Below are 23,506 nucleotides of genomic sequence, written 5' to 3'. Positions count from 1 at the left end.
TCGCCCTTCCGCAGTTGCGCTTCACTTCGCTCGCCATGACCAGCTTACGGTGGGACTTCCACCCACAAGAATGCGCCCATGCTGGGCGCACAACGCAAAAAAGCCCGGCACTGCCGGGCTTTTCCGCCGTCCCCTTGAAACGCACTACATTATTCAAGGAAGGTAATCGGGTTGACCGGGGTCGCGTCCTTGCGGACCTCGAAATGGACCTGCGGGCGCTTGGCGTCACCGCTCATGCCGGAAGAGGCGAGCGTCTGGCCGCGGGTGATTTTCTGGCCGCGCGTCACGTTGATGTTGCCCGCATGGCCGTAAACGGTGACCTTGCCGTCGTCGTGACGCACGAGAACCGTGTTGCCGAGCTGCTTCAAGCCGTTGCCGGCATAGATGACTACGCCGTTTTCGGCAGCCTTGATCGGCGTGCCTTCCGGGACCGAGATATCGATACCGTCATTGCGGTTTCCGTCGACATTCTGGCCGTAGCCCGCGACGACTGCGCCGTTCACCGGCCAGCGATACTTGCTGATGCCCGTGGATTGTGGTGCAGCGGCAGCAACATCCGACTTCTTCTCGACATCGGCGACCGATGCGGTCTCCGCGGGAGCCTTGGCGGCCGGCGCAGAAGCAGGCGTTGCCGGCTGAGCGGCGGCGGGCGCTGCGGCGACGGCAGGTTTCGGCGACGCGGCCGCCTTTTCAGTCGGCTGCTGCGGAATGGATGCCGTCTTGACCGGATCGGCTGCGGGCGCTGCGGCACCGTTTGCGACCTTCAGCGTCTGCCCCACCCGGATACCACCGGCGGAAAGATTGTTGGCAGCCTTGAGCTGGTCGACGGAGGTGCCGGTCTCCCGTGCGATCTTGGTAAGCGTATCGCCTGGCTTGACCGTGTAGGTGCCGCCCATGGGCTTCCCACCCGGAGGCGTGAGCTTGGCGGGCTCGGCAAGCGTCTTGTCGCGGGCCTGGGACGGAAGGACGGCGACCTTCTGCTCCGGCTGCTGTGCCGGCGCAGGCGCCTTGTTCTGAATGTCGATATCCCCGGCGGCGACCTTGGCCGAATTGCGCGCTGGCCCGAAGGTGGGGATCACGACGCTCTGGCCGGGGGCAACAGCTCCGCCGTTGGCCTTCAGGATCTCCTTTTCCGGCACGCCGTAACGCTTGGACAGTGTCGCCACCGTCTCGCCGGGCTTCAACGTCACCTTCGGCGCGTTGACCGTGGACCAGCCGGACATCGGCTTGACGGTTCCGGTCGTCAGGCTGTCGGCCTTGGCTGACGCAGCCGACGGAGCCGCGAGCTTCGGCGCTGAGGCCTGGCTGCTTGGGAATGGCTGGGCAAGGGCCTGCTGGCGGTTGGCCGGATCGCGAGCTGGAGGCGTCGCGCCAGGAGCCGCAAGCTCTGCACGCTGGACTGCGACGGGCGCTGAGGCCGCGCGAGCCGGCGAAGAATAACCACCGGAATTTGCTGGATAAGGCTGGTTCATAGCCGTGTTCCGCGAGCCATAGTCACCCTGCGGGACCGGAGGCAGAGCCTGGCCGCCGGCAAGTTCGGCCCTGGGAGTGGGCGCCTGACCATAGGCCCCGCCGCCCTGACGCTGCGGGATCGATGCCGTGGTAATATTATCGGACTTGGAGAAGAGGCCGGAGAAGCGGGTCGCATCCGAACTGCACCCCGTCGCCACACTGGCGAGAAGGCCCGCAACGGCGAACTTGGCAACGGACTTTCCGAATTTCGGAGAACTCTTATGACGCATGACTCGACCTACAGATACGCAACCATCGTGTGAGTCATTAAACCGCGTTAGTCTTACCGCCCGGTTAAAGCGGCCGGCTTAGATCGATTTTTTTGTCAAATTGATAACCATGACGTCCAGAGCTATCGCAGCCATGGAACAATCGGCTGGATCGAGATCTTCAGAGCGCCGCGGCCACATGCGGAATGATCGGCAGGTAGGGCACCGTGAACAGGTCCTCCCGCTCGAACCGGCTGCCCGTCTTGGTGAGACGCGTCATCATGCAGGTCTCGTCATCAATCATCAGCGGCGCCACCATCGAGCCACCATGGGTAAGCTGCTCGGCATAAAAGCGCGGCAGCGACGGGAACGCCGCTGTCACGAAGATGCGATCGAAGGTGCCCTCGCCCGGCATGCCATTGCTGCCGTCGGCCTGGCGCACGACGACATTGCGGAGATCCAGGGCATCCATGCGCTCCTGCGCGGCGGCAACCAGGGTGCGGTAACGCTCGACGCTTAGAACCCGCTCCGCGATGCGACCCATGACCGCTGCGGTAAAACCGCTGCCCGTGCCGATTTCGAGCACACGGTGTCCGGGCTTGACCTGCAGGCGGTGCAAAAGCCTGACGGCAAGATCGGCACCTTCCATGAAAGATCCGCAGTCGATCGGGACGGTGCGGCTGGAATAGGCATCGTCCGCGAGGGGGGCGGGCACGAATTGCGAACGCGGCGTCTGCTCGACGGCAGTCAGAAGATCGAGGTCGGAAATACCTTCCGACCTGAGACGCAGCACCAGCGCCGCGAAGCCTTCCTTTTCGACCATGCCCGATTTCAATCGGCCGCTCCAAATCCCAATGCCTTGGCCACACGATCCTGAACCGAATGATCGGTCAGGTCCAGCTTAAGGGGCGTCACGGAGATCTTGTTTTCCTTGAGGGCCTGGATATCGGTTCCATCGCGGAAATGGCCTTTCCGCTCGCCGAAACGCAACCAGTAGTAAGGCAGGCCTCGGCCGTCGTTTCGAGCATCGATCGTCAGGCCGAAATCGAGCTTGCCCTGGGAGGTCACCTCCACGCCCTGAACGTCCTTCGGTTCGCAATTCGGAAAGTTGAGGTTGAGGAATGTGCCGTCAGGCAATTCCACGTCGCTCAATTTCCGAATCAAGTCCGGAGCAAAGGATTCCGCCACTTCCCATGGCGCGAAGCGACCGTTCTCGCGGCGCACGGCCTGACTCAGAGCAAAAGAACGCACACCCTGGAGCGTCCCTTCGATCGCGCCCGCGATCGTTCCCGAATAAGTCACGTCGTCGGCCATGTTGGCCCCGTCGTTGACGCCGGAAAGCACGAGGTCCGGCTTTTCCGGCAGGATTTCGCGGATGCCCATGATGACGCAATCGGTCGGCGTGCCGCGCAAGGCAAAGTGCTTTTCGCTGATCTTGCGGAGCCGCAGCGGCTCGGACAGCGTCAGCGAATGGGCAAGACCGCTCTGGTCCGTTTCCGGCGCGACGATCCAGACATCGTCGGAAAGCTGCCTTGCGATGCGCTCCAGCACCGCGAGACCTTCCGCATGGATGCCATCGTCATTGGTCAGGAGGATACGCATCAGTTCGCCCGCTCGATCTTGGTGATGCCGCCCATGTAAGGCAGCAGCGCGTCGGGAACGGTGATGGATCCGTCTTCGTTGAGGTAGTTCTCCATGACTGCAATCAGGCAACGCCCGACGGCGACGCCGGAACCGTTCAGCGTGTGCACGAACCTGAGGTTCTTGTCATCCTTGACACGATAGCGGGCGTTCATCCGGCGGCCCTGGAAATCACCGCAAACGGAGCAGGAGGAGATTTCGCGGTAGGTGTCCTGACCGGGCAGCCAGACCTCGATGTCGTAGGTCTTGCGGGCACCGAATCCCATATCGCCGGTGCAGAGCGTCATCGTGCGGAAATGCAATCCGAGCCGCTTCAATACATTCTCGGCGCATTCGGTCATCCGTTCATGCTCGGCGATCGAGCTGTCGGCATCGGTGATCGACACCAATTCGCATTTCCAGAACTGATGTTGGCGCAGCATTCCGCGGGTATCGCGGCCGGCCGAACCGGCCTCCGAGCGGAACGACGGGGTGAGTGCGGTGAAGCGCAGCGGCAGCTTTTCCTGCTCCAGCGTCTCCCCCGAGACCAGGTTGGTGAGGGTCACTTCGGCGGTCGGAATCAGCCAACGGCCATCGGTCGTCCTGAACAAATCCTCGGCGAACTTCGGCAGTTGCCCGGTACCATACATGGCCTCGTCACGAACCATCAGCGGCGATGAGACCTCCGTATAGCCATGCTCCGTCGTATGCATGTCGAGCATGAACTGGCCGAGCGCGCGCTCCATCCTGGCGAGTTGGCTGGTCAGCACGGTGAAACGAGCACCGGAGAGCTTTGCCGCACGCTCGAAGTCCATATAACCGAGCACCTCGCCGATCTCGAAATGCTCCTTGGCGGCGTGGTTCCAGCGCGGCTTCTCGCCCACCACGCGCTTCACGACATTGTCGTGCTCGTCCTTGCCGACCGGCACGTCATCAAGCGGAATGTTGGGGACCCGCGACAGTGCATCGTCAAGCGCAGCAACGGCCTCCCGCTCCTCCTGTTCGGCGGCGGGCATGGTGTCCTTGATCTGCGCGACTTCGGCTTTCAGCTTCTCGGCAAGCTCGGAATTCTTCTGTCCGAGCGCAATCCCGATCTCCTTGGAGGCGGCGTTACGGCGGGATTGCATGTCCTGCAGCTTCTGGATGACGGAACGGCGCTTGTCGTCAAGCGACAGAAGCGTTGCCGCCATAGGCTCTGCTCCGCGCTTCTTCAGCGCTTCGTCCAGAGCTGCTTCGTTTTCCCTGATCCACTTGATATCGAGCATCGTTCCTTGCCTTTGAAGCGTGATGCCGCCAACTCGCAAGCAGGACCGGAAGGATCAAGCCTTTTCCGTCTCCGCAACGTCCGAAGAGGCTTGCTCAGCAAGGGCTTGGTCAGCACGTTTGCGCTCGACGAGTCGTGCGGCGTAGATGGAAATCTCGTAGAGAAGGATGGTGGGCAGCGCAAGGCCGATCTGAGACATCGGGTCCGGCGGCGTGAGCACGGCGGCAACCACGAAAGCGATGACGATCGCGAACTTGCGCTTTTCCCTCAGCCATTGGCTGGTCAGCAACCCGACCCGCGCAAGCAGCGTCGTGACGACCGGCAGCTGGAAGACCAGGCCGAAAGACAGGACCAGCGTCATGATCAGACTCAGATATTCCGAAACACGCGGCAGCAGCGAGATGGCGACATCGCCTTCCCCCGGCGCCTGCTGCATGGCAAGGAAGAACCACATGACCATTGGCGTAAAGAAGAAATAAACCAGCGCACCGCCCATCAGGAACAGGATCGGGGACGCGACGAGGAACGGCAGAAAGGCCGCTCGCTCGTTCTTATAGAGACCAGGCGCCACGAACTTGTAGAGCTGCGAGGCGATAACCGGAAAGGCGATCACCAGCGCGCCAAACATTGCCACCTTCACCTGGGTGAAGAAGAACTCCTGCGGCGCCGTGTAGATCAGTTCGGATTTCGCGAGATCGAGTCCTGCCCACACGACCGCCCATTTGTAAGGGACGACGAGCAGGTTGAAGAGCTGCTTTGCAAAGAAGAAGCAGATCACGAAAGCAACGAAAAACGCCCCGATCGACCACATCAGGCGGGTACGCAGCTCGATCAGATGCTCCATCAGAGGCTGCGGTTTGTCTTCGTAATCACCGCTCATGCGTCACCCTTCGGGGTATCAGTCTTCTTCGCCGCACGTCTGCGAGCCGGCGCCTTGGCGGCAACCTCTTCGGCAACCCGGGGAGCGGGCTTTGCAGCGCGGCCGCGCTGCGGCTTTTCGGCCGCCCCCGCCGAGGGTTCAGGCGCGGCAGCAGGCTTGGTCTTGGCAGCAGTCTTACGAGAGGGCTTCGGCTTCTCGGCTGGAGATCCGGCAGCCGCCGACGGAGGCCGGTCAGGTCCCGAGAGCGGAGCGGAGACAGGCGGCGCGGTTGACGGCAGGGTCAAAGAGGGCGCCGACACATTTGCCGCGTTTTTTGCTTCAGCGGCCGCCTCGCCCGTCGTCACACCTTCGACCGCCTGCCGAGCCTCGATGTCGGTCGGCACCACGTCAGGTGTTGGCACATGCGTCGTCTTCTGCAAATCCGCCCTGATCTCCTCGCCCATCTGCCGCAGCGGATTGATTGCATCCCGTAGCGCGTTGGACGGGTTCAGGCGCTGGGCGTCGGAGATCGTCTTGCGGACGTCATCAAGTTCCGACTCCCGCAATGCCTCGTCGAATTGCGTTCGAAAATCACCCGCCATCTTGCGCAAATTCGCTGTCATCTTGCCAAACGCCCTCAGCATGGGCGGCAAGTCCTTGGGACCTACGACGACGATAAGAACGATCGCAATGACAAGTAGCTCGGTCCAGCCGATATCAAGCATGCTAATGAGGCTCCTGGAGCCCGGCCACCGTTATCAAGACCGGGTGGTTTCCTTGGCCTCGTCCGGCTTGTGATCGACTGTCTTCGCAGTCGTCGTACCATTTGCCTCCGGAGCATCGTCTTCGGTGATGCCCTTCTTGAAGCTCTTGATGCCTTTTGCGACGTCGCCCATCAATTCCGGAATCTTGCCGCGTCCGAAGAGAACGAGCACGATGACCAGAACGATCAGCCAGTGCCACACACTAAAAGAACCCATAGTCTACTCCATTAGAACCGTATTATCGATGTAAGCTCTTTATGGTGCTTTTTCAAACACCAAAATGTCTCGGGGCGCGACCGTTACAGAGACGTCGTGAACCCCCGGCGCAACTCGACCGGCGCGCACCCGGGCGCGGATGGGATCGTCGCTTCCGGCAACCGCAAGGGTGAGCAATTCTACAATCCCCAGGAACCTGCGCGACAGGATGCGGGCTTCGACCGCGCCCCCTTCAGCAGCGACATCGACATCAGACAGTCTTACTGCTACGGAGACCTGACTGCCTTCAGCCAACCCCTCTGCCGGCGCCGTGCCTAACGGCGTCTGGGCTGCACCATCCTTGACGACACCCGACAACTCATTGATTTCCGAAAAGAAAGCGGCGGCAAACAAGCTGCAAGGGCGGTTGTAGAGATCGGCCGGCGCGCCTAGCTGCACAAGGGATCCGTCCCTTAGAAGCGCAATCCGGTCTGCCATCCGCATAGCCTCCTCGGCATCATGCGTGACAACGATCGCCGTTGCGCGACTCTCCTTCAGGATCGTCAATGTGTCAGTCCGGATGGTATCCTTTAACCTGGAGTCGAGGCCGGAAAAGGGCTCATCCATCAAAAGTACGCCCGGCCTCGGCGCCAGCGCACGGGCAAGCGCGACGCGCTGCTGCTCCCCGCCCGAGAGCGCGTGGGGATATTTTGCCGCGTGGTGCGACAAGCCGACGCGCTCCAATGCGGCTCCGGCTTCCGCGATTGCCTCTTTGGCAGAGAGCGCCGTCAACCCGAAGCGAACGTTTTCCAGCACCGTCATATGTGGAAAGAGTGCGAAATCCTGGAACATCAGCCCAACGCCGCGCTTTTCCGGAGGTAGGAAACCTTGCGGACCAGCAACTTCGCGGCCGTCGATGACGATCCGGCCATGGCTTTGAGCCTCTAAACCCGCGGCAATCCGCAGCAAGGTCGTCTTGCCGGAGCCGGAGGGACCGAGCAGGCACAGGACTTCTCCGGGTTCCGCCGCGAGCGAGATCCCGCGAATCGTCTCCTTGCCATGGTAGGAATGCCGGATATCCTCGAACGCCAGGCGCGACGCGAAAGTGACGCCCGTCTTTCGTCTGGTCTCCCCGCTGGCCGTCTGTGTGGTCATGACAATGCCCGTTTGCACCCGCAGTTCGGGCTGTTTCGACAGTTCGACGCTATTCGTCCGCTTCCCCGCCGGGTGTCAAGAGCCCAAGCTCCTCGAGGTCGAGCTGCGTGATCGGATCCTCGTCCTCCGCAAGCTCGTCGACATTCTGCGGTATCGGTATGGCAAAGCCCGGAGGGATGCGACCGGAGAGAAGGCCGGCCGCCTTCAATTCTTCGAGACCCGGCAGGTCGCGCAGCTCCTCAAGGCCGAAATGGTCGAGGAATTCCACGGTCGTGCCGAGCGTCACAGGGCGCCCCGGCGTTCGACGGCGGCCGCGGAAGCGCACCCAGCCGGCTTCCATCAGCACGTCGAGCGTGCCTTTGGATGTCTGGACGCCGCGGATCTCCTCGATCTCGGCACGCGTGACCGGCTGGTGATAGGCGATGATCGCCAGCACCTCGAGCGCCGCCCGCGATAGTTTCTTTGCCTCGTTCTCATCCTTGCGGATGACGAACGAGAGGTCCGCCGCCGTACGAAAGGCCCACCGATCGCCCGTCCTGATGAGGTTAACGCCACGCGGCGCATAGGCCTCCATCAGCCGACGCATCACAGCGCCGACATCGGTGCCGCGCGGCAGGCGTTCGGAAAGAAAGGCTTCCGGAACCGGCTCGGAGGAGGCAAAGACCAGCGCCTCCGCTATCCGCTCGACCTCGATCAGCGACATCGGCTCGGTTTCGCCTTCTTCGGTTTCCATCACCGGCAGATCGTCATCCTCGTCAGGCGTCAATCGACGTCTCCTGCCATGGCTTGCAGCAGGGGGTTCGTCGTTCCCGAGGATTGCCCCTTGCGCAAATAGATCGGCTGAAATGCCCCATCCTGGCGAATTTCGAGCCTGCCCTCGCGCACCAGTTCCAACGATGCGGCAAAGGCGCTCGCGGTTGCGGTGATCCGGTCCTCCGGCGGCAGATAAGGCAACAGATAGTGTTGCAGCGCTGTCCAATCGGCGATTTCGCCGAGCATCCGGGTCAACAGGTTGCGAGCGTCGGCCAGCGACCAGACTTTGCGCTTTTCGATCGTCACCTGCGTAACCGCGCCGCGTTGCCGCAGATTGGCATAGGCCGAGAGGAGATCGTAAAGCGTGGCGTCATAGGCAGACTGCACCCGATGCGGAATATGCTCCGGCGCGCCGCGGGCGAATACGTCACGGCCGAGGCGATTGCGATTGACAAGCCGCGTTGCCGCTTCCCGCATCGCCTCCAGCCGCTTCAGACGGAAGGCGAGCGTTGCCGCCATCTCCTCGCCGCTCGGGCCGTCATCGCCCCTTGCCTGCTGCGGTATGAGGAGTTTGGATTTCAGATACGCCAGCCAGGCAGCCATGACGAGATAATCGGCCGCGAGTTCTATGCGCACCCGTCTGGCACTCTCGATGAACTGGAGATATTGCTCTGCCAGCGCCAGCACGGAAATGCGGGCAAGATCGACCTTCTGGTTGCGGGCAAGATGAAGCAGCAGGTCGAGCGGACCTTCGAAACCACCGACATCAATCACCAGCGCCGGATCGTCTGCGGCCCGTTCCGGTTCTTGCCACAGCTTGTCCATCGGAATGGCATTCTGCGATGTCGTCACGGCCATTCCCAACCTCACTCTGTCCGTCGCCGTCAGGAGACGGCAAGCAGCCCATGAAACTCGGCGCGCAGAGCCGATTCGTCAGCCCCATCACCCCGCCCGAAGGCTCGCTCTACCGCTTCGGCGCGCCTCAGCGCCTCGCCGGCGAGCGGGATCGCCTCCTTCACCACGGCTTTCATTTCTTCCATGACGCCGTTGCAATGCAAGATAATATCGCAACCACCCCCAACGATTCTCGCTGCACGCTCTCCGATCGTGCCCTTCAGAGCGTTCATCGAGGTGTCGTCGGACATCAAGAGGCCGTCGAAGCCGATATGGCCGCGGATGACTTCCTCGATCACCTTTCGAGAAATGGTCGCCGGTTCGGCTGGATCGATCGCCGTAAAGACGATGTGCGCGCTCATCGCCATAAGCTCGTCCTTGAGCGCCATGAACGGCAGGAAATCGTGCGCTTCGAGCTCGGCCCGGGAGGCGGCGACAACAGGCAGTTCATGGTGAGAATCCGCCATGCCGCGTCCGTGGCCTGGGATATGCTTCATGACCGGCAGCATGCCGCCGGCCTTCAGTCCCGCCGCCGCCGCCCGGCCCATGTCCGACACGGTCTTCGGATCGAACCCATAGGCACGATCGCCGATCACGTTGCTTGCCCCCTCGATCGGCACGTCGAGTACCGGCAGGCAATCGACGTTGATACCAAATTTCATGAGGTCGAAGGCATGCAGACGCGACATCAGCCATGCGGCGCGCAGTCCCTTGGACCGGTCCCGTCTATAGAGCTCGCCAAGTGCGGCGGCCGAGGGATAACGCTCGATCATCGGCGGCCGGATGCGCTGCACGCGGCCCCCTTCCTGATCGATCAGCACCGGCGCTTCAGGCCTCCCAACTGCGTCGCGCATGGCTGCGACGAGATCGGAAATCTGCTTCGGCTCGAGGCAGTTGCGGGCAAACAGGATAAAGCCCCAGGGACGTTCATCCCTATAAAGCGCGATTTCGTCGGCGGTGAGGGTCGGGCCGCTCGAGCCCAGGATCATGGCTTTTGATTCGGTCATGGCGCCATCTTAGTCGATGGAAGCCCAAACGAAAAACGGGGCGCCAAGCGCCCCGCCTTTCCATTCATTGCTGTTGCCTATCTTGCGACAAGGCAGCTTCCGCCGGCGGCGCGATATTTTTCGCAGAGCGCCACGGCATCGTTCTTGCCGCCTGCAGGAATGCGAACGCGATAGAACGTACCCTTGCCGGCAACTTCCGCGGCCTTGATATCGACGCCGCGGCCGCCAATCACGCTGCCGAATTTCGCTGACAGGCTCTGGTAGGATTTTTGGGCTTCGGCCTGCGACGGCAGCGACGCAATCTGGATCACGTAGCCACCTTCGCCGACGGGAGCCGCCTGGGCGGACGCCGAGGCAACCTGTTGAGAGGCAGGCTGGCCAGGAGCACGAATATTGCCCTGATCGGTCACCGCAGCAACCACATTGACCGGCTGTTCCGCCGGACGTGCCCTCGGAACAGGGGCCTTGATGACTGGCGCCGACGTCTCAACGGCGGGAACGGCAGCGGGTGCGGCCGCCTGGGTGGCAGCCGGGTCGACAACTGGCGACGCCGGAGCTGGCGTACCGGTATTCATCGGCTCGGGCGCGGCCGTTGTCGGTGCGGCAACCGGTGCGACATTCGCATTCGGCGCTGCCGAGACCGGCCGAGTTTGAACCGGCGTTGCGGGAGCGGAAACCGGAGAATTGGCGGGAACGGCTGCGACCTCCACCGGCTTCGTGCCGGCCGCGGGCAGCTTTTCGGTCTCCGGGGCGGCAAGCGCCGGGGCAGGAACTTCCTGTTCGACAAGCTTGCCGTCGGGCCGCACGATCATCGTCTTGACCTTGCGCGGCATGATGGTCACCGGCGGCTGCTCTGCCGCGGCGGTCTCCTGAGGTTCGTCCTGCGGCAGCAGGCGCGCATCCTTTGTGTCCGCCACTTCCACCGGTTCGATCTCGTTCTCACCTTCAAGCGGCAGCGAATCCGGCATCAGGGTCTTCTGGACGACATCCACCGGTTCCTCGCTGGAGGAAATCAATGTCGGCTGCTTCGGATCCTGGGCCGATACACCCGCAACGCGGTCGTAGACGGCCTTGTCCTGGTTCGGAACAGTCTTGCCGCCCGGGTTCTCCGGAGCGACTTTTATCGGGTCCGTATCAGCGGCGATAACGACCGGCTCGCCGCTTGCGACGTTACCGGGCGCACTGCTGCCCAACCACGCATAGGCACCGATGCCGCCGAGAATGACAACACCCACCAGAGCCAGCGGAACGGCAAAGCGGCCGACCGCAGAGCGACGCGCATTTTCCACGGTTGCCAGATAATCGGCCTCGCCGTAGTGCAGTTCTTCGTGTGCGGCCGGCTGCAACGGAGCCGAAAGGCTGCGGCGGAAATCTTCTTCCAGCGCCCGTTCGAAGTCGTCGAGGTCGGAATAGCTCGGCGGCTGGCTCGCCTGAACAGAGCGGTTTGCCGTCGCCGGCGCCATGGAAGCAATATCGACTTCCGGCTTGCGCGCGGGCGTCGGCTGCGCCTTTTCTGGCGTCATCAGGAGCGTCGCCAATTCGGCGTCGATATCGAGGTCGTAGTCCGGACGATAGGCCGGCGCCTGCTCGGGCTCCTCGGCCGGCAGCGACGGAACGTCGAGCTCGGCTATCGCCTCAACATGGTCTTCCGCATCGGCAATCTGGGCCGGATCGAAGGGGAGCTCGGCGACAAGATCCGTCTCCTCCCTCGCCTCCGGTTCCATCGCCGGAACTGCCACTGCTGAAGGCATGGTACGGGCAGCGGCAATTTCCGGCTCGTATGACACCGTTTCTGATTCCAGAGCAGGCCTGGCAGTTTGTTCGGGCTGTTTTTTCGTTTCTTCGACGATCAACTCGGCAAGGTCGAGCTCCAGATCATCGAGCGCGATCTCGAACTCGTCGTCGGAGAAGGGGTCGAATTCGTCGATCGCTGCGTCCTCTGCGGCCCGCGCCTCGATGGCCGGGGCAACAGCTACCGGAACAATCGTTTCCGGCGCAGGGTTCGCGGCGGGCACAGCGGCGACAGCCGCCGTGTCCTCGACAACGGCAGGTGAGTCGGGTTTCTCGCGGGTGGCAGCAAGCGAATATCGCTGAACGTCGTAGATCAGTTCGTCAAGTTCCGAAAACCGGCTCTCCGGTTCGGACCGAACCTCGGCTTGAGACGATGCGACAGCCGAGGGCTCGATCGAAGCCGGCGGAGCGGGCTCAGTGGCGACGGGCGAGACGGCAGCGGAAGCCGGAGCTTTTGCCTGTTCAAATTTCTCCGTCTGCGACGCCGTGACCGGCACTTCGTGGACAGGCGTGGTAGCGCCCAGAACCGGCAGATCCTCGAGCACCGGCAGGTCCAGGGCTTCTTCGACCGGCTGGGGCGCCACAGGCTGCGCACGTGGAGCCGGCTCCGGTGCCCGCGCAACGTTGAAATTTGCCAGCGGCATGCGGAAGCCCGGAATATAGCCGGTCTTGGCTCTCGGCTCCGGCTTTACCTCCGGCTCGCTGTCAACGGCGGGCTCGGAGCCAATGGAAGTCTCCAGCTCGGCAGCTAGGTCGAATTCATCATCAAATCCATCGACGGCCCCGGCTACGCCAGTCGACGGCGCTTCGGAAACGGCTTCGACGGCCGGCAGATCGGGCAGGTCGAAGACCGGCTCGATGCGATCGGCATCGGAAATTTCGGCAGCAGCCGGTTCCGAGGCGGATACGTCGCGATAGCTTCCGGCCGGATACGACGGCTCGTCATCGCTAACAGAGAAAGCTTCACCGTCTAAGCTGTCACGGTCGCCCGGCAGCAATGCCGGAGGATATTCCGCCGCAGTTTCCACGGCGCCATCGAATTCCGGCTCGGCAAACAAAACCGCACGCGGCGCGTCGTCAATGCTTATGTCGTGAATCGGGTCAAGACGCGGCGCATCGTAGCGTTCGAACTCCTGCAGGAGTTCGTCCTCCAGATTAAAAGCAGGGTCGCGACGAGACGAATAAGCATCATCGCCAAACGGCGACGCCTGCTTAGTGACGGGCCGATCTTCGTAACCTACAATGCGGGCAAGTTCGGCCAGCGGGTCATCATCGGCAAAGAAATCCGGCAAATCATTCCGGCTACGCGCAAGGTTGTTGTCTGCCATTACCTCGTCCACTCACCTACATTACAACGCATATGCCAGTGCAATGTGGGGAAATGGTGGCGATTCTAGCGCATTTCTTCTGGTGCTGCTGTGCCTGTTATAGCAAGTCCGGACTTCAAAACAGAGGCGACAGCATGCACCAGCCCAAGCCTGGCGACGCTCAATTGTCGGTTCTTATCGTTAACAAAGCGTAAGTCGGCATTTTCGGAGCCCTTGCTCCAATGGCCGTGGAAAGAACTTGCCAGATCATAGAGGTAAAATGCAAGTCGATGCGGCTCCTGCGCAACGGCCGCAGCCTCAACAACCCGTGGATATTCTGCAAGCTTGGCGATCAACCGCAACTCGTTCTCTTCGCAGATCAGGTTTGCGTGGGCCGCCAGATCGAGTGATTCGATATCGAGATCCGGAAATGCCTTCTGCGCCTGCCGGAACACCGACGCGCAACGGGCATGGGCATATTGCACGTAGAAGACCGGATTGTCCTTCGACTGCTCCGTCACCTTGGCAAAGTCGAAGTCGAGCGGCTCTGAACTCTTCCGGTAGAGCATCATGAAACGAACCGCGTCACGGCCGACCTCGTCGACCACTTCGCGCAGGGTCACGAAATTGCCGGAACGTTTGGACATCTTCACCGGCTCGCCATTGCGGAACAGCTTGACCAACTGACACAAAAGCACCGTCAGCTTGGCCTTGCCGCCGGAAACGGCACGCGCCAGCGCTTCCAGGCGTTTTACATACCCACCATGGTCCGCGCCGAGCACATAGATCATCTCGTCGTAGCCGCGGTCGAACTTGTCTTTGAAATAAGCAACGTCGGCTGCAAAATAGGTATAGCTTCCGTCGGACTTGATCAGCGGCCGATCGATGTCGTCGCCCACCTCGGTCGAACGGAATAACGTCTGCTCGCGATCTTCCCAATCCTCGGGCAGCTGCCCCTTCGGCGGCGGCAGGGTACCGCGATAGACATGCCCCTTGAAGGTCAGGTCATTGATGGCGGCGCGAATACGCTGCGCTCCACCGGCATGCAGTGCGCGTTCGGAAAAGAAGATGTCGTGGTGAACGTTCAGCGCATCGAGATCCTCGCGGATCATCGTCATCATAGCGTCGATCGCCTTGTCCTTGACGATAGGCAGCCAATCCTCTTCCGACATGTTATGCAGACGCGGGCCATATTCCTCGGCAAGCGCCTGTCCGACAGGAACCAGATAGTCTCCCGGATAGAGACCCGACGGGATTTCGCCGATCGTCTCTCCGAGCGCCTCGCGGTAGCGCAGGAAGACCGAACGCGCCAGCACGTCGATCTGGCTGCCCGCGTCGTTGATATAATATTCCTTGGTGACATCGTAGCCGGCGAATGCCATGAGGTTGGCAAGCGCGTCGCCCACCACCGCGCCACGGCAATGACCGACATGCATGGGTCCGGTGGGATTGGCCGAGACATATTCGACATTTGCTTTTTTGGACGCGCCGACAGTGGAACGGCCATAGCTTGTGCCCTGCTCGATCATCGAAGCCAGCAGGCGTTGCCAATAGCCGGTGGAAAGACGGATATTGATGAAGCCAGGGCCGGCAACGGACACTTCGCTGATATCAGGATCGTCACGCAACGCTACAGCGATAATATCGGCAAGCGCACGTGGATTCGTGCCAAGCGGCTTGGCCAGCACCATGGCCGCATTGGTTGCTACGTCGCCGTGGCTCTGGTCGCGCGGGGGTTCGACCGCAACACGCCCGAAATCGACTTCGCTTCGCTTTTCCTTGATAATATCAAGTTCTTCCAAAGCATTCTTAATTCTATTTTCGAAGTCGGCAAACAGATTCATATCACTCATCCGCGCAAGACTGCCGCGCGGGCCCTTGAAAAGCCGTTGTTGTTGGCGGCTGCCTATCGCAAATCGGGAGTCTGGTCAAACAGCTCGCCATGCGCCCTGACGGCATAGGTGTCGGTCATGCCGGCCAGATAATCGGCCACATGGCGGGCTTTTGCACCCTCGTTCAGGCCGGCAATGTGGTTCACCCAATAGTGGCTGCGCATAAGGGTCGGATCGTTCATGTAGGCGTTGAAGAGATCGGAGAGAATCTGGGCCGCGCCCGCACGAATTCGCATGATTTCGGGATGCCGGTAGATCCGCGAGAACAGAAGCTTCTTGATACAGCGATCGGTCTCGGCAACTTCGCCGGAAAAAGTGGCCATGACCTGATCGGAGTTGCGAACATCGTCGGCGCTCTGCGGCCGCAGCTTCCGCAGATTGTCCTGCGTGACGCCGATCACGTCCTCCACCATGTGGGTGATCTGCCGGCGAGTGATTTCGTAGGTGAAGCGGCTTGCTTCCAGATGCGGATAACGCTGCCTTACGTCCGCCATGACCTTGGCGAGGAAAGGGACATCCTCCAGCATCTCAAAGGTCAAAAGCCCCGAACGCAGGCCGTCATCGATATCGTGGGTATTGTAGGCGATATCGTCTGAAATCGCGGCGACCTGAGCTTCAAGGCTCGCATAGCTCGCCAGCTCCAGATCGTGCAGTTCGCAATAGTCACGAATCGGCTGCGGAACGGGCCCGCGGGTACCCTCACCCGTTTTGGTCAGGAGTGGGCCGTTGTGCTTGACGAGCCCCTCCAGGCTTTCCCAGGTGAGATTAAGGCCGTCGAACTCCGCATAATGGCGTTCCAGCTTGGTGACGATCCTGAGCGATTGGGCATTGTGGTCGAAGCCGCCATAGGGTTCGAGCAATTCGTGGAGTGCGTCCTCCCCCGTGTGTCCGAAGGGCGTATGGCCAAAATCATGAACGAGCGCGACGCCCTCGGCCAAATCCTCGTCCAGCTTGAGGGCACGCGCGAGCGCTCGGGCAATTTGAGCAACTTCGATCGTGTGGGTGAGCCGCGTACGGTAATGATCGCCGTCGGGGCTGATAAAGACCTGAGTCTTGTGCTTCAAACGGCGGAATGCAGTCGTGTGGACGATACGATCGCGGTCGCGCTGGAACTCCGAACGCGTCAGACTGCTCGGCTCCGGAAAGAGCCGGCCGCGCGAAGCCCAGGGATTGGCGGCATAGGCGGCCCGTTCGCCGCTGCCAAAGCCGAGGGCACCGGTATCAATCGTCATTCGTTCACCTGTCTCTTCGTTCCAAGCCGGCCATTGACGCGCCGTTCAAGCCTTCATACCTATAGTGAAGCCGTGCGCAACGCCGGTGACGGGAATCTCCGGGATTTTGCCCGGAACTCACCGGGCCTTGAACCCGGCAGGAGACGGATATGGACATAAATGTAACTCTTTCGGATGCCGCCGCAAAGCGCATTACGGAAATCGTCGCCAGCGAAGAAGGCAAGCAGGCGCTGCGTGTCTCCGTCGAAGGCGGAGGGTGTTCCGGCTTTTCCTACAAGTTCGATCTCGCCGAAGCGCCGGAAGCCGACGATGTCGTCGTCGCCAATGGGGAAGCCAAGGTGCTGATCGACAGTCTTTCGCTCGTCTACATGGCCGGCTCCGAAATCGATTTCGTCGATAACCTGCTCGGCCAGTCCTTCCAGATCAGGAACCCGAATGCCGTCGCAAGCTGCGGCTGCGGTACGAGCTTCTCGGTCTGACACCGATCTTTGCCCTTCCCAACGCTTCCTCTTTCGCTAAAAGAGGAAGCGAAAGAGGAAGGGACGGCCCATGAAGATAGCCACCTGGAACATCAACGGCGTGAAGGCGCGCATCGACAATTTGCGTCAATGGCTTGCCGATTCCCAACCCGACATCGTCTGCCTTCAGGAGATCAAATCGGTCGACGAGAACTTTCCGCGGCTGGAAATCGAGGCGCTCGGCTATCACGTCGAGACGCATGGGCAGAAAGGCTTCAACGGAGTAGCCCTGTTGTCGAAGACCCGTCCCGACGAGGTGCTTCGCGGCCTGCCTGGCGGTGAAGGCGACGAGCAGTCCCGTTATATCGAAGGTGTTTTCTCCGTTGCAGGCGGGGCGATCCGCGTGGCGTCCATCTACCTGCCGAACGGCAATCCGGCCGAGGATCCGGTTAAATACCCCTATAAGCTTGCCTGGATGGAGCGGCTGCGGCGGCATGCTGAGGAGTGCCTATTACTCGAAGAGCCGCTGATCCTGGCCGGCGACTACAATGTCATTCCCGAACCGCACGATTGTTTCGACCCGGCGGTGTGGGCGACCGACGCGCTCTTCCTGCCCGAAACTCGCGCGGCTTTCCGGCGCCTGGAAAATCTCGGCCTTGTCGATGCCGTGCGCGCAACGACGGACGCGACGAAGCTTTATTCCTTCTGGGATTATCAGGCCGGCGCTTGGCAGAAGAACAACGGCATCCGCATCGACCACCTGCTCCTCTCGGCGGAAGCCCTCGACCGGCTGAAGTCCACCGCGATCGAAAAGCATGTGCGGGCTTGGGAAAAGCCGTCGGACCACGTGCCTGTCATCGGTATCTTCGATTTTGGCTGAAGCAGTGCGGGTCTAGTCGGCGCCCTGGGCAAATTGCTGCGAGAGCGCGACTGCTCCGCGGCGGTCCTCCTCACCGGCGACGGAGAAAGCCTGCTCCTGCAGCTGCTGCATCCAGTTGCACTCTTTGGCAGAACACTTGTCGAGCGCGGCCGTCATGAAAGCCAGTCCACGCACGGTCTGGCCCTCCTGGAAGAGCACGTTGCCGAAGACGGACATCGCGCCCGCGTGGCCGTTTTTGCGGGCCTGGTTCAGCCATTTCTTGGCCTGCTGGATATTGGCGGTGCCGCCCTCTCCCGCAAGGATCATCTTGGCCAGCTGGAACTGGGCTTCCGCCACGCCAAAGGTCGATGCCGCCTGGAAATAGAGCTGACGCGCCTGCGACAGGTCAGGCTTCACGGGGCTGCCGGGAATGCCGCGTCGATAATAATTTGCAAGCGACAACAGCGCGTTGATGAAGAAACTCGTATCTTCCGAGCCGGGCTCCACCCCCTGAGCGGCGATCTCGTTGTAGATCTTGAAGGCTTCGAAATCATCCTTCGCCACGCCGTCGCCATAGGCATACATATTGGCAAGCGCCCAGCGCGAGCCGGTATGGCCTTTCTCGGCCGCATACCGATAGGCCTCGACAGCGTCTTCCTTCTGGCCGTTCTTATAGGCCTTGAAGCCAAACTTGAAGAGATCGAACGGGCCTGACTCCTTGGTCACGCCGGACTTGATGTCAAAGGCCGAGGCCGAACCCGCCAATAGCGAGGCGAGCGACATTCCAAGAAGCAATACTCTCATGGATCCGATGTCAGACTTCGGCATGTTTCAGTTTCTTTCACTCTGCTGCGAAGCTACGCGGCAGGCGGCCGCAGCTCGAGCACTCCGTGTCTTTGCAGAGAGGCTTTGACGGGCATGTCCACCGGCCACTCCTCCTGACAGGCGTCGGAAACTGTACGTGCCGTTTTCGGCAACACTTGGACCCATTGCCGGTGGAAGTACGGCGAAGCATATCGGCGCCGATACACGGCTGCCGTTGTGCCAGAGCCCCGGCATTTCTTTGGAAAACCCGCCCATGATACTCCAAACTTGCGCCCCGCCCCCGCGGTCCGCCCCTGCTGTCCGTTTATCGCTGCGCTTCGTTTGTGGCGGGAAATGGACAGAACGCATCCTCTCGATGCGCCTGACGATCGTCCCAAAAAAATGTTGCCAAATCGTCACAATCGGAACGACGACTTTATCTGTCGCAATTTGCGCGCGGCCACAAAAAAGCCCGGTCGCAACCGGGCTTTTTCTTGATGATGGAAAGATCAGAACTTGATCTTGAGGGAAGTCGACAGAGCCGCAACCAGATCGTCGTCGTACTCATAGGTCGCCCTGTGACCGGCCGGCGTTCCATCGATCACCGTGCCGCTGGAATCTCCCCCAGTCAGAATGCCGACCACACCACCAAGGCGAATCTCGACATTCTGATTTGGCGAATAGGCAACGCCTGCACCGAAGAGCCAGCTATCGGTCTGGGTGCCAAACTCCTGGGATGTCCCGCGATCCCAGGTAACGCTCAGAGCGCCGCTCCACTGATCGTTGAACTTATGGCCAATACCGCCGGTGACCGTCCAGCCGTCCCGATAACCGAGATCGAGAGACGTGATTTCGACCCCGCTGTTATAGAACGCAATACGCTGCAACTGGCTCCAATCGGTCCACTTGACCGAACCGAATGCGAGCCAACCGGGAGCGATACCGGATTGAACCTTCAATTCGAGAGCGTCCGGCATGGACGTCGATCCCTCTACCGGCAATATCAGGCCGCCGAGAGGGCTGACTATGGCAGGTACCTGAGTCAGGTCGACCGTGCCCGTGATTTCCTTCAATTTCACTTCGCTGTAGTACATAAGAGTTGCGCGAAACGCATATTCCGGAATTTCATAGGCGAGGCCGGCGCGCCAACCCCATCCGTCCGCTTCAAGATCAAGACGACCGACGCCGCTAGCGGCAAAACCTATCAGTTCCGGAGCTACAAGCAGGCGCTCTTTAAAGCCATCCATCTGAAGGTAGTTGGCACCACCGATGACGCGAAGCTGTCCCGGGCCCACGTCAAAACGATAAGAGCAAGTCAGAGCATAGTTATCGCTGTTAACTTTCGTCTCGATGTTGTCGTAGGCACCCGCCCAGCGCGCACCAGGCTTCGTGTGGGCGCCATAGGGCTGCGAATAGTCGAACATGCAATCCAGGCCGTTATACCCAGCCTTTGCGCCGATCCGGGGCGACCAATAGTTTTCACTATCGTCGGCAGACGTCGAGTAGCCGAGCGTATTGAGGTTCGGCGCAGGGATCGGGAGAGTATTTGTATCGACTACGTTCTTCACCTTGCGCTGAGGCATGACGAAGGTAGCGCTCGACTCCACTGCGAACTGCGAAGGATCGAAAAGCAGGTCGATATTATAACCGCCCCGCTCAAGTCCTCCCGCTAGGGCCGTCGACTGCAGTCCGCAACCTGCGGCAACAACCAAGAGACCCCTCGATATTATTGTTCTTACCATAATTGCTCCCACTCCCTGGTAAGTGATCGGAATCACTCTAAATGTTTCCCTCTGATTGACAACTTTCAGCTGTCCTGAACCTTCCGGGGGTGGAAGGTCATGATTTACGTAAAAAACTGAGGAACCAGACCGAAGCGACTATATGTCGCAAAATTTTTCTGCCTTCTAGTAATACAGATCCAGAATATTAGAAATTTATTACTTTTCGGTTGGATTATGTGTCAATGTGGCAACATTGCGGCTTTCTCGAAAGCAAGCGGCTGCACATTTTTGCGACAGATTGACGAAGCCTGAAAAAGAAATGCCGCGCCTGTTTCGGCGCGGCATTTGCTCAAAGCGATGTGGGGCGAATCAGCCTGCTTCGGTGATTCTGAGAAGCGCCGTTTTCAGATTGGCCGTCTGCACCTCGAGTTCGGCGAAGCGTTCGCGTTCGGCTGCAACCACTTCGGGATCGGCATTGGCGACGAATTTCTCGTTCGCCAGTTTCTTGCCGATGCGATCCATTTCGTCGGCCGTCTTGCCTATGGCCTTCTCGATCCGCGCACGTTCGGCAGTCAGGTCGATCAGATTGCCGAGCGGCAGGCAGGCCGTAGCCTCTCCCACGACGATCTGAGCGGCCCCCTTGGGCGCAATATCCGCAAGGTCGATGCTTTCCACGCGAGCGAGACGGCGGATCGCAGCCTCGTGACGCTTGAGCCGCGTCTGGCTGGTCTCGTTGGCGCCCACGACGATCAGCGGAGCCACGGCCGAAGGCGGAACGTTCATCTCGGCGCGCGCCGAACGAAGGCCGGTCACGAGATCGATCAACCAGTTGATCTCTTCGGCCGCCGCCGTGTCGGAAAATTCTGGCGCCGGCCAATCGGCGTGGCAGAGCAGGCCATCGCGGGTATCGGTATGGGCCCAAAGCTCTTCCGTCATGAAGGGCATGAAAGGATGAAGGAGCTTATAGGTCTCTTCCAGAACATAGGCCGCGCAGGCCTGGGCTTCCGCTTTGGCCTTTTCGTCATCGCTCGCAAAGATCGGCTTCAGGAATTCGAGATACCAGTCGCAGACCTGGTTCCAGACGAAACGGTAGAGTGCGCCGGCCGCCTCGTTGAAGCGTTGGCTCTCGATCGCCTCGGTCGCGTCGCTGATCGTTGCGGAAAGCTCCGTGAGAATCCAGCGATTGATGGTGAGCGTCGTCGTCTCTGGAACGAATGCCGCATCGCCCTTGACGCCATTCATCTCGGCAAAGCGCGTGGCGTTCCAGAGTTTGGTGCCGAAGTTGCGATAGCCCGCAATACGCGCCGGATCGAGTTTGACGTCGCGGCCCTGAGCGGCCATGATCGCCAGCGTGAAGCGCAGGGCGTCCGCGCCATATTCATCGATCAGTTCCAGCGGGTCGATGACGTTGCCCTTGGATTTCGACATTTTCTGGCCGTTCTTGTCCCGCACCAGCGCGTGAACATAGACCGTATGGAATGGCTCGACCGGATTGCCCTCTTCATCCTTCATGAAATGAAGTCCCATCATCATCATGCGGGCGACCCAGAAGAAGATGATATCGAAGCCGGTGACGAGAACGCTGGTCGGGTAATATTTCTCAAGCTCAATCGTCTGATCCGGCCAGCCGAGGGTCGAGAACGGCCATAGGGCCGAGGAGAACCAGGTATCCAGCACATCTTCGTCGCGCGTCAGGATTTCGCCCGGCTTGAAGTTCTCGAGCTTATCCTGAACGAAGGCCTTCATCGGCCCCTCATGAGCAAGATAGTGCTGGATGGCCGCCTGTAGCGCCTCTTCTTCCGTCTTCTCGACGAAAACCTGGCCGTCCGGGCCATACCAGGCCGGGATCTGGTGTCCCCACCAGAGCTGGCGCGAGATGCACCAGGGCTGGATATTCTCCATCCATTCGAAATAGGTCTTTTCCCAGTTCTTCGGGACGAATTTGGTGCGGCCTTCGCGAACCGCAGCGATCGCCGGCTGAGCAAGCGTATGGGCATCCACATACCACTGCTCGGTCAGCCGGGGCTCGATCGGCACTCCGCCGCGGTCGCCATGCGGCACCATGTGCTTGTGCGGCTCGATCCTGTCGAGCAGGCCCGCTTCCTCAAAGATTTCGACGATGATCTTTCGCGCGGTAAAGCGGTCCTGGCCCTCGAGGCGATCCCAGGCGCCGTGAAGCGCAGCCGGATGATCGAGGCCTTCGAGGAAGTCCTCGTTTTCCTTGATGGCTATCGTGCCGTCGATGTTCATGATGTTGATGGCGCTGAGTCCCGCCCGCTTGCCGACTTCGAAGTCGTTGAAATCGTGGGCAGGCGTGATCTTCACCGCCCCCGTACCCGCGGACGGATCGGCATAGCCGTCGGCGACGATCGGGATGCGTCGACCGACGATCGGCAGAATGACATGCTTGCCGACGATCGCTCTGTAGCGCTCATCTTCCGGATTCACGGCAATGCCGGTATCGCCCAGCATGGTTTCGGGCCGCGTCGTCGCTACGACCAGGTAGTCGCGCGTCTCGTATTCGGTAGCCTTGCCGTCCTCATCGAAGGCGACCGGATACTGATAGGTGACGCCCGGCTCGAGCGGGTAGCGCAGATGCCAAAGATTGCCCTTGATCTCGACCTGTTCGACTTCGAGGTCGGAAATCGCGGTGAGCAATTTGGGGTCCCAATTGACGAGACGCTTGTCCTTGTAGATCAGGCCTTCCTTGTAGAGCGTCACGAAGACTTCAAGAACGGCTTCGGACAAACCTTCATCCATGGTGAAGCGTTCGCGCGACCAGTCGCAGGAGGCGCCGAGACGCTTCAGCTGATTGAAGATCAGGCCGCCGGACTCCGCCTTCCATTCCCAGACTTTCTCGACGAAAGCCTCGCGGCCCATTTCGCGTCGGCCGGGAAGCTGGCGCTCCATCAACTGCCGCTCGACGACCATCTGGGTGGCAATACCCGCATGGTCCATGCCCGGCTGCCACAGCACGTCCTTCCCGCGCATGCGCTCGAAGCGGACCATGATGTCCTGCAGCGTGTTGTTGAGCGCATGCCCCATATGCAACGAACCGGTCACATTCGGTGGCGGGATCACGATCGTGAAGGTGTCCGCCCCCGGTTTTGCGTTCGCCCCGGCGCGGAAGGCGTCCGCCTCGTCCCAGGCTTGCGCGATTTTCGGTTCTACGGCTGCGGAATCATAGGTCTTTTCGAGCATTTCCTG

The 23,506-nt window shown here is 60.6% G+C and carries 19 protein-coding genes; 2 read left to right on the top strand and 17 right to left on the bottom strand.

Annotated elements, in window-relative coordinates:
* Nucleotides 1-149 precede the first annotated feature (149 nt).
* The 14 genes from EDE05_RS23015 to EDE05_RS22950 form a co-directional block, all read right to left on the bottom strand.
* A complete protein-coding gene (locus EDE05_RS23015; RefSeq protein WP_112800244.1) occupies nt 150-1,742 on the bottom strand; it encodes a LysM peptidoglycan-binding domain-containing M23 family metallopeptidase in 1,593 nt (530 codons plus the stop codon).
* A gap of 160 nt (nt 1,743-1,902) precedes the next feature.
* Nucleotides 1,903-2,556, bottom strand: a complete 654-nt coding sequence (locus tag EDE05_RS23010) for a protein-L-isoaspartate(D-aspartate) O-methyltransferase (protein WP_112800241.1) — start codon at nt 2,554-2,556, stop codon at nt 1,903-1,905.
* A complete protein-coding gene (surE, locus tag EDE05_RS23005; RefSeq protein WP_105374865.1) occupies nt 2,553-3,323 on the bottom strand; it encodes a 5'/3'-nucleotidase SurE in 771 nt (256 codons plus the stop codon). Before surE ends, EDE05_RS23010 begins: the two co-directional genes overlap by 4 nt.
* The gene (gene serS, locus EDE05_RS23000; protein WP_132413197.1) at nt 3,323-4,606 is read right to left on the bottom strand and encodes a serine--tRNA ligase; all 1,284 of its coding nucleotides are present in this window, start codon (nt 4,604-4,606) and stop codon (nt 3,323-3,325) included. Before serS ends, surE begins: the two co-directional genes overlap by 1 nt.
* 54 nt (nt 4,607-4,660) lie before the next feature.
* A complete protein-coding gene (tatC, locus tag EDE05_RS22995) occupies nt 4,661-5,485 on the bottom strand; it encodes a twin-arginine translocase subunit TatC (RefSeq protein ID WP_105374863.1) in 825 nt (274 codons plus the stop codon).
* Nucleotides 5,482-6,189 (bottom strand): Sec-independent protein translocase protein TatB, encoded by a 708-nt coding sequence (gene tatB, locus EDE05_RS22990; RefSeq protein WP_105374862.1) that lies wholly within the window; start codon nt 6,187-6,189, stop codon nt 5,482-5,484. Before tatB ends, tatC begins: the two co-directional genes overlap by 4 nt.
* Before the next feature lie 33 nt (nt 6,190-6,222).
* Nucleotides 6,223-6,444 carry a twin-arginine translocase TatA/TatE family subunit gene (locus tag EDE05_RS22985; RefSeq protein ID WP_105374861.1) on the bottom strand — a complete coding sequence of 74 codons (222 nt, stop codon included), beginning with the start codon at nt 6,442-6,444 and terminating at the stop codon, nt 6,223-6,225.
* A gap of 39 nt (nt 6,445-6,483) precedes the next feature.
* Entirely contained in the window at nt 6,484-7,578 is a 1,095-nt protein-coding gene (locus EDE05_RS22980) for an ABC transporter ATP-binding protein (protein ID WP_112800237.1), read from the bottom strand.
* A 49-nt stretch (nt 7,579-7,627) separates the two neighbouring features.
* Nucleotides 7,628-8,311, bottom strand: coding sequence for an SMC-Scp complex subunit ScpB (gene scpB, locus EDE05_RS22975; protein WP_112800357.1), 684 nt, complete (start codon nt 8,309-8,311; stop codon nt 7,628-7,630).
* A gap of 29 nt (nt 8,312-8,340) precedes the next feature.
* A complete protein-coding gene (locus EDE05_RS22970) occupies nt 8,341-9,189 on the bottom strand; it encodes a ScpA family protein (protein ID WP_112800235.1) in 849 nt (282 codons plus the stop codon).
* A gap of 26 nt (nt 9,190-9,215) precedes the next feature.
* A complete protein-coding gene (gene nagZ, locus EDE05_RS22965; protein WP_112800233.1) occupies nt 9,216-10,232 on the bottom strand; it encodes a beta-N-acetylhexosaminidase in 1,017 nt (338 codons plus the stop codon).
* A 77-nt stretch (nt 10,233-10,309) separates the two neighbouring features.
* Complete coding sequence (locus EDE05_RS22960) at nt 10,310-13,351, bottom strand: SPOR domain-containing protein (RefSeq protein WP_112800231.1); 3,042 nt, start codon at nt 13,349-13,351, stop codon at nt 10,310-10,312.
* Nucleotides 13,352-13,416: 65 nt separating this feature from the next.
* A complete protein-coding gene (argS, locus tag EDE05_RS22955; RefSeq protein ID WP_112800229.1) occupies nt 13,417-15,174 on the bottom strand; it encodes an arginine--tRNA ligase in 1,758 nt (585 codons plus the stop codon).
* A 62-nt stretch (nt 15,175-15,236) separates the two neighbouring features.
* The gene (locus EDE05_RS22950; RefSeq protein WP_112800227.1) at nt 15,237-16,454 is read right to left on the bottom strand and encodes a deoxyguanosinetriphosphate triphosphohydrolase; all 1,218 of its coding nucleotides are present in this window, start codon (nt 16,452-16,454) and stop codon (nt 15,237-15,239) included.
* A gap of 149 nt (nt 16,455-16,603) precedes the next feature.
* Between EDE05_RS22950 and erpA the strand changes: the two genes are divergently transcribed.
* On the top strand, nt 16,604-16,933 hold the full coding sequence (erpA, locus tag EDE05_RS22945; RefSeq protein WP_105374854.1) for an iron-sulfur cluster insertion protein ErpA: 330 nt from the start codon (nt 16,604-16,606) through the stop codon (nt 16,931-16,933).
* Between the two features lie 70 nt (nt 16,934-17,003).
* Nucleotides 17,004-17,792, top strand: a complete 789-nt coding sequence (gene xth, locus EDE05_RS22940) for an exodeoxyribonuclease III (RefSeq protein ID WP_112800225.1) — start codon at nt 17,004-17,006, stop codon at nt 17,790-17,792.
* A 12-nt stretch (nt 17,793-17,804) separates the two neighbouring features.
* Here xth and exoR read toward each other — a convergent pair whose 3' ends face one another.
* From exoR to EDE05_RS22925, 3 genes are all read right to left on the bottom strand, one after another.
* Complete coding sequence (gene exoR / locus EDE05_RS22935; RefSeq protein ID WP_105374852.1) at nt 17,805-18,599, bottom strand: exopolysaccharide production regulator ExoR; 795 nt, start codon at nt 18,597-18,599, stop codon at nt 17,805-17,807.
* 485 nt (nt 18,600-19,084) lie between these two features.
* Complete coding sequence (locus EDE05_RS22930) at nt 19,085-20,317, bottom strand: OmpP1/FadL family transporter (protein ID WP_134102976.1); 1,233 nt, start codon at nt 20,315-20,317, stop codon at nt 19,085-19,087.
* A 351-nt stretch (nt 20,318-20,668) separates the two neighbouring features.
* Entirely contained in the window at nt 20,669-23,500 is a 2,832-nt protein-coding gene (locus EDE05_RS22925; protein ID WP_112800221.1) for a valine--tRNA ligase, read from the bottom strand.
* Nucleotides 23,501-23,506 lie beyond the last annotated feature (6 nt).

The sequence above is a fragment of the Neorhizobium sp. R1-B genome (genome assembly GCF_004368875.1).
GTDB classification, from domain to species: domain Bacteria; phylum Pseudomonadota; class Alphaproteobacteria; order Rhizobiales; family Rhizobiaceae; genus Neorhizobium; species Neorhizobium huautlense.
Note: the sequence above shows the minus strand (reverse complement) of the source record. Positions and strands in the feature narration are given on the sequence as shown.

What these genes read in the sequence shown, in the direction of transcription:
- EDE05_RS23015 (WP_112800244.1), bottom strand. Translation starts at nt 1,742, where the DNA reads ATGCGTCATAAGAGTTCTCCGAAATTCGGAAAGTCCGTTGCCAAGTTC.
- surE (WP_105374865.1), bottom strand. Translation starts at nt 3,323, where the DNA reads ATGCGTATCCTCCTGACCAATGACGATGGCATCCATGCGGAAGGTCTC.
- serS (WP_132413197.1), bottom strand. Translation starts at nt 4,606, where the DNA reads ATGCTCGATATCAAGTGGATCAGGGAAAACGAAGCAGCTCTGGACGAA.
- tatC (WP_105374863.1), bottom strand. Translation starts at nt 5,485, where the DNA reads ATGAGCGGTGATTACGAAGACAAACCGCAGCCTCTGATGGAGCATCTG.
- tatB (WP_105374862.1), bottom strand. Translation starts at nt 6,189, where the DNA reads ATGCTTGATATCGGCTGGACCGAGCTACTTGTCATTGCGATCGTTCTT.
- EDE05_RS22985 (WP_105374861.1), bottom strand. Translation starts at nt 6,444, where the DNA reads ATGGGTTCTTTTAGTGTGTGGCACTGGCTGATCGTTCTGGTCATCGTG.
- EDE05_RS22980 (WP_112800237.1), bottom strand. Translation starts at nt 7,578, where the DNA reads ATGACCACACAGACGGCCAGCGGGGAGACCAGACGAAAGACGGGCGTC.
- scpB (WP_112800357.1), bottom strand. Translation starts at nt 8,311, where the DNA reads ATGGAAACCGAAGAAGGCGAAACCGAGCCGATGTCGCTGATCGAGGTC.
- EDE05_RS22970 (WP_112800235.1), bottom strand. Translation starts at nt 9,189, where the DNA reads ATGGCCGTGACGACATCGCAGAATGCCATTCCGATGGACAAGCTGTGG.
- nagZ (WP_112800233.1), bottom strand. Translation starts at nt 10,232, where the DNA reads ATGACCGAATCAAAAGCCATGATCCTGGGCTCGAGCGGCCCGACCCTC.
- EDE05_RS22960 (WP_112800231.1), bottom strand. Translation starts at nt 13,351, where the DNA reads ATGGCAGACAACAACCTTGCGCGTAGCCGGAATGATTTGCCGGATTTC.
- argS (WP_112800229.1), bottom strand. Translation starts at nt 15,174, where the DNA reads ATGAATCTGTTTGCCGACTTCGAAAATAGAATTAAGAATGCTTTGGAA.
- EDE05_RS22950 (WP_112800227.1), bottom strand. Translation starts at nt 16,454, where the DNA reads ATGACGATTGATACCGGTGCCCTCGGCTTTGGCAGCGGCGAACGGGCC.
- erpA (WP_105374854.1), top strand. Translation starts at nt 16,604, where the DNA reads ATGGACATAAATGTAACTCTTTCGGATGCCGCCGCAAAGCGCATTACG.
- xth (WP_112800225.1), top strand. Translation starts at nt 17,004, where the DNA reads ATGAAGATAGCCACCTGGAACATCAACGGCGTGAAGGCGCGCATCGAC.
- exoR (WP_105374852.1), bottom strand. Translation starts at nt 18,599, where the DNA reads ATGCCGAAGTCTGACATCGGATCCATGAGAGTATTGCTTCTTGGAATG.
- EDE05_RS22930 (WP_134102976.1), bottom strand. Translation starts at nt 20,317, where the DNA reads ATGGTAAGAACAATAATATCGAGGGGTCTCTTGGTTGTTGCCGCAGGT.
- EDE05_RS22925 (WP_112800221.1), bottom strand. Translation starts at nt 23,500, where the DNA reads ATGCTCGAAAAGACCTATGATTCCGCAGCCGTAGAACCGAAAATCGCG.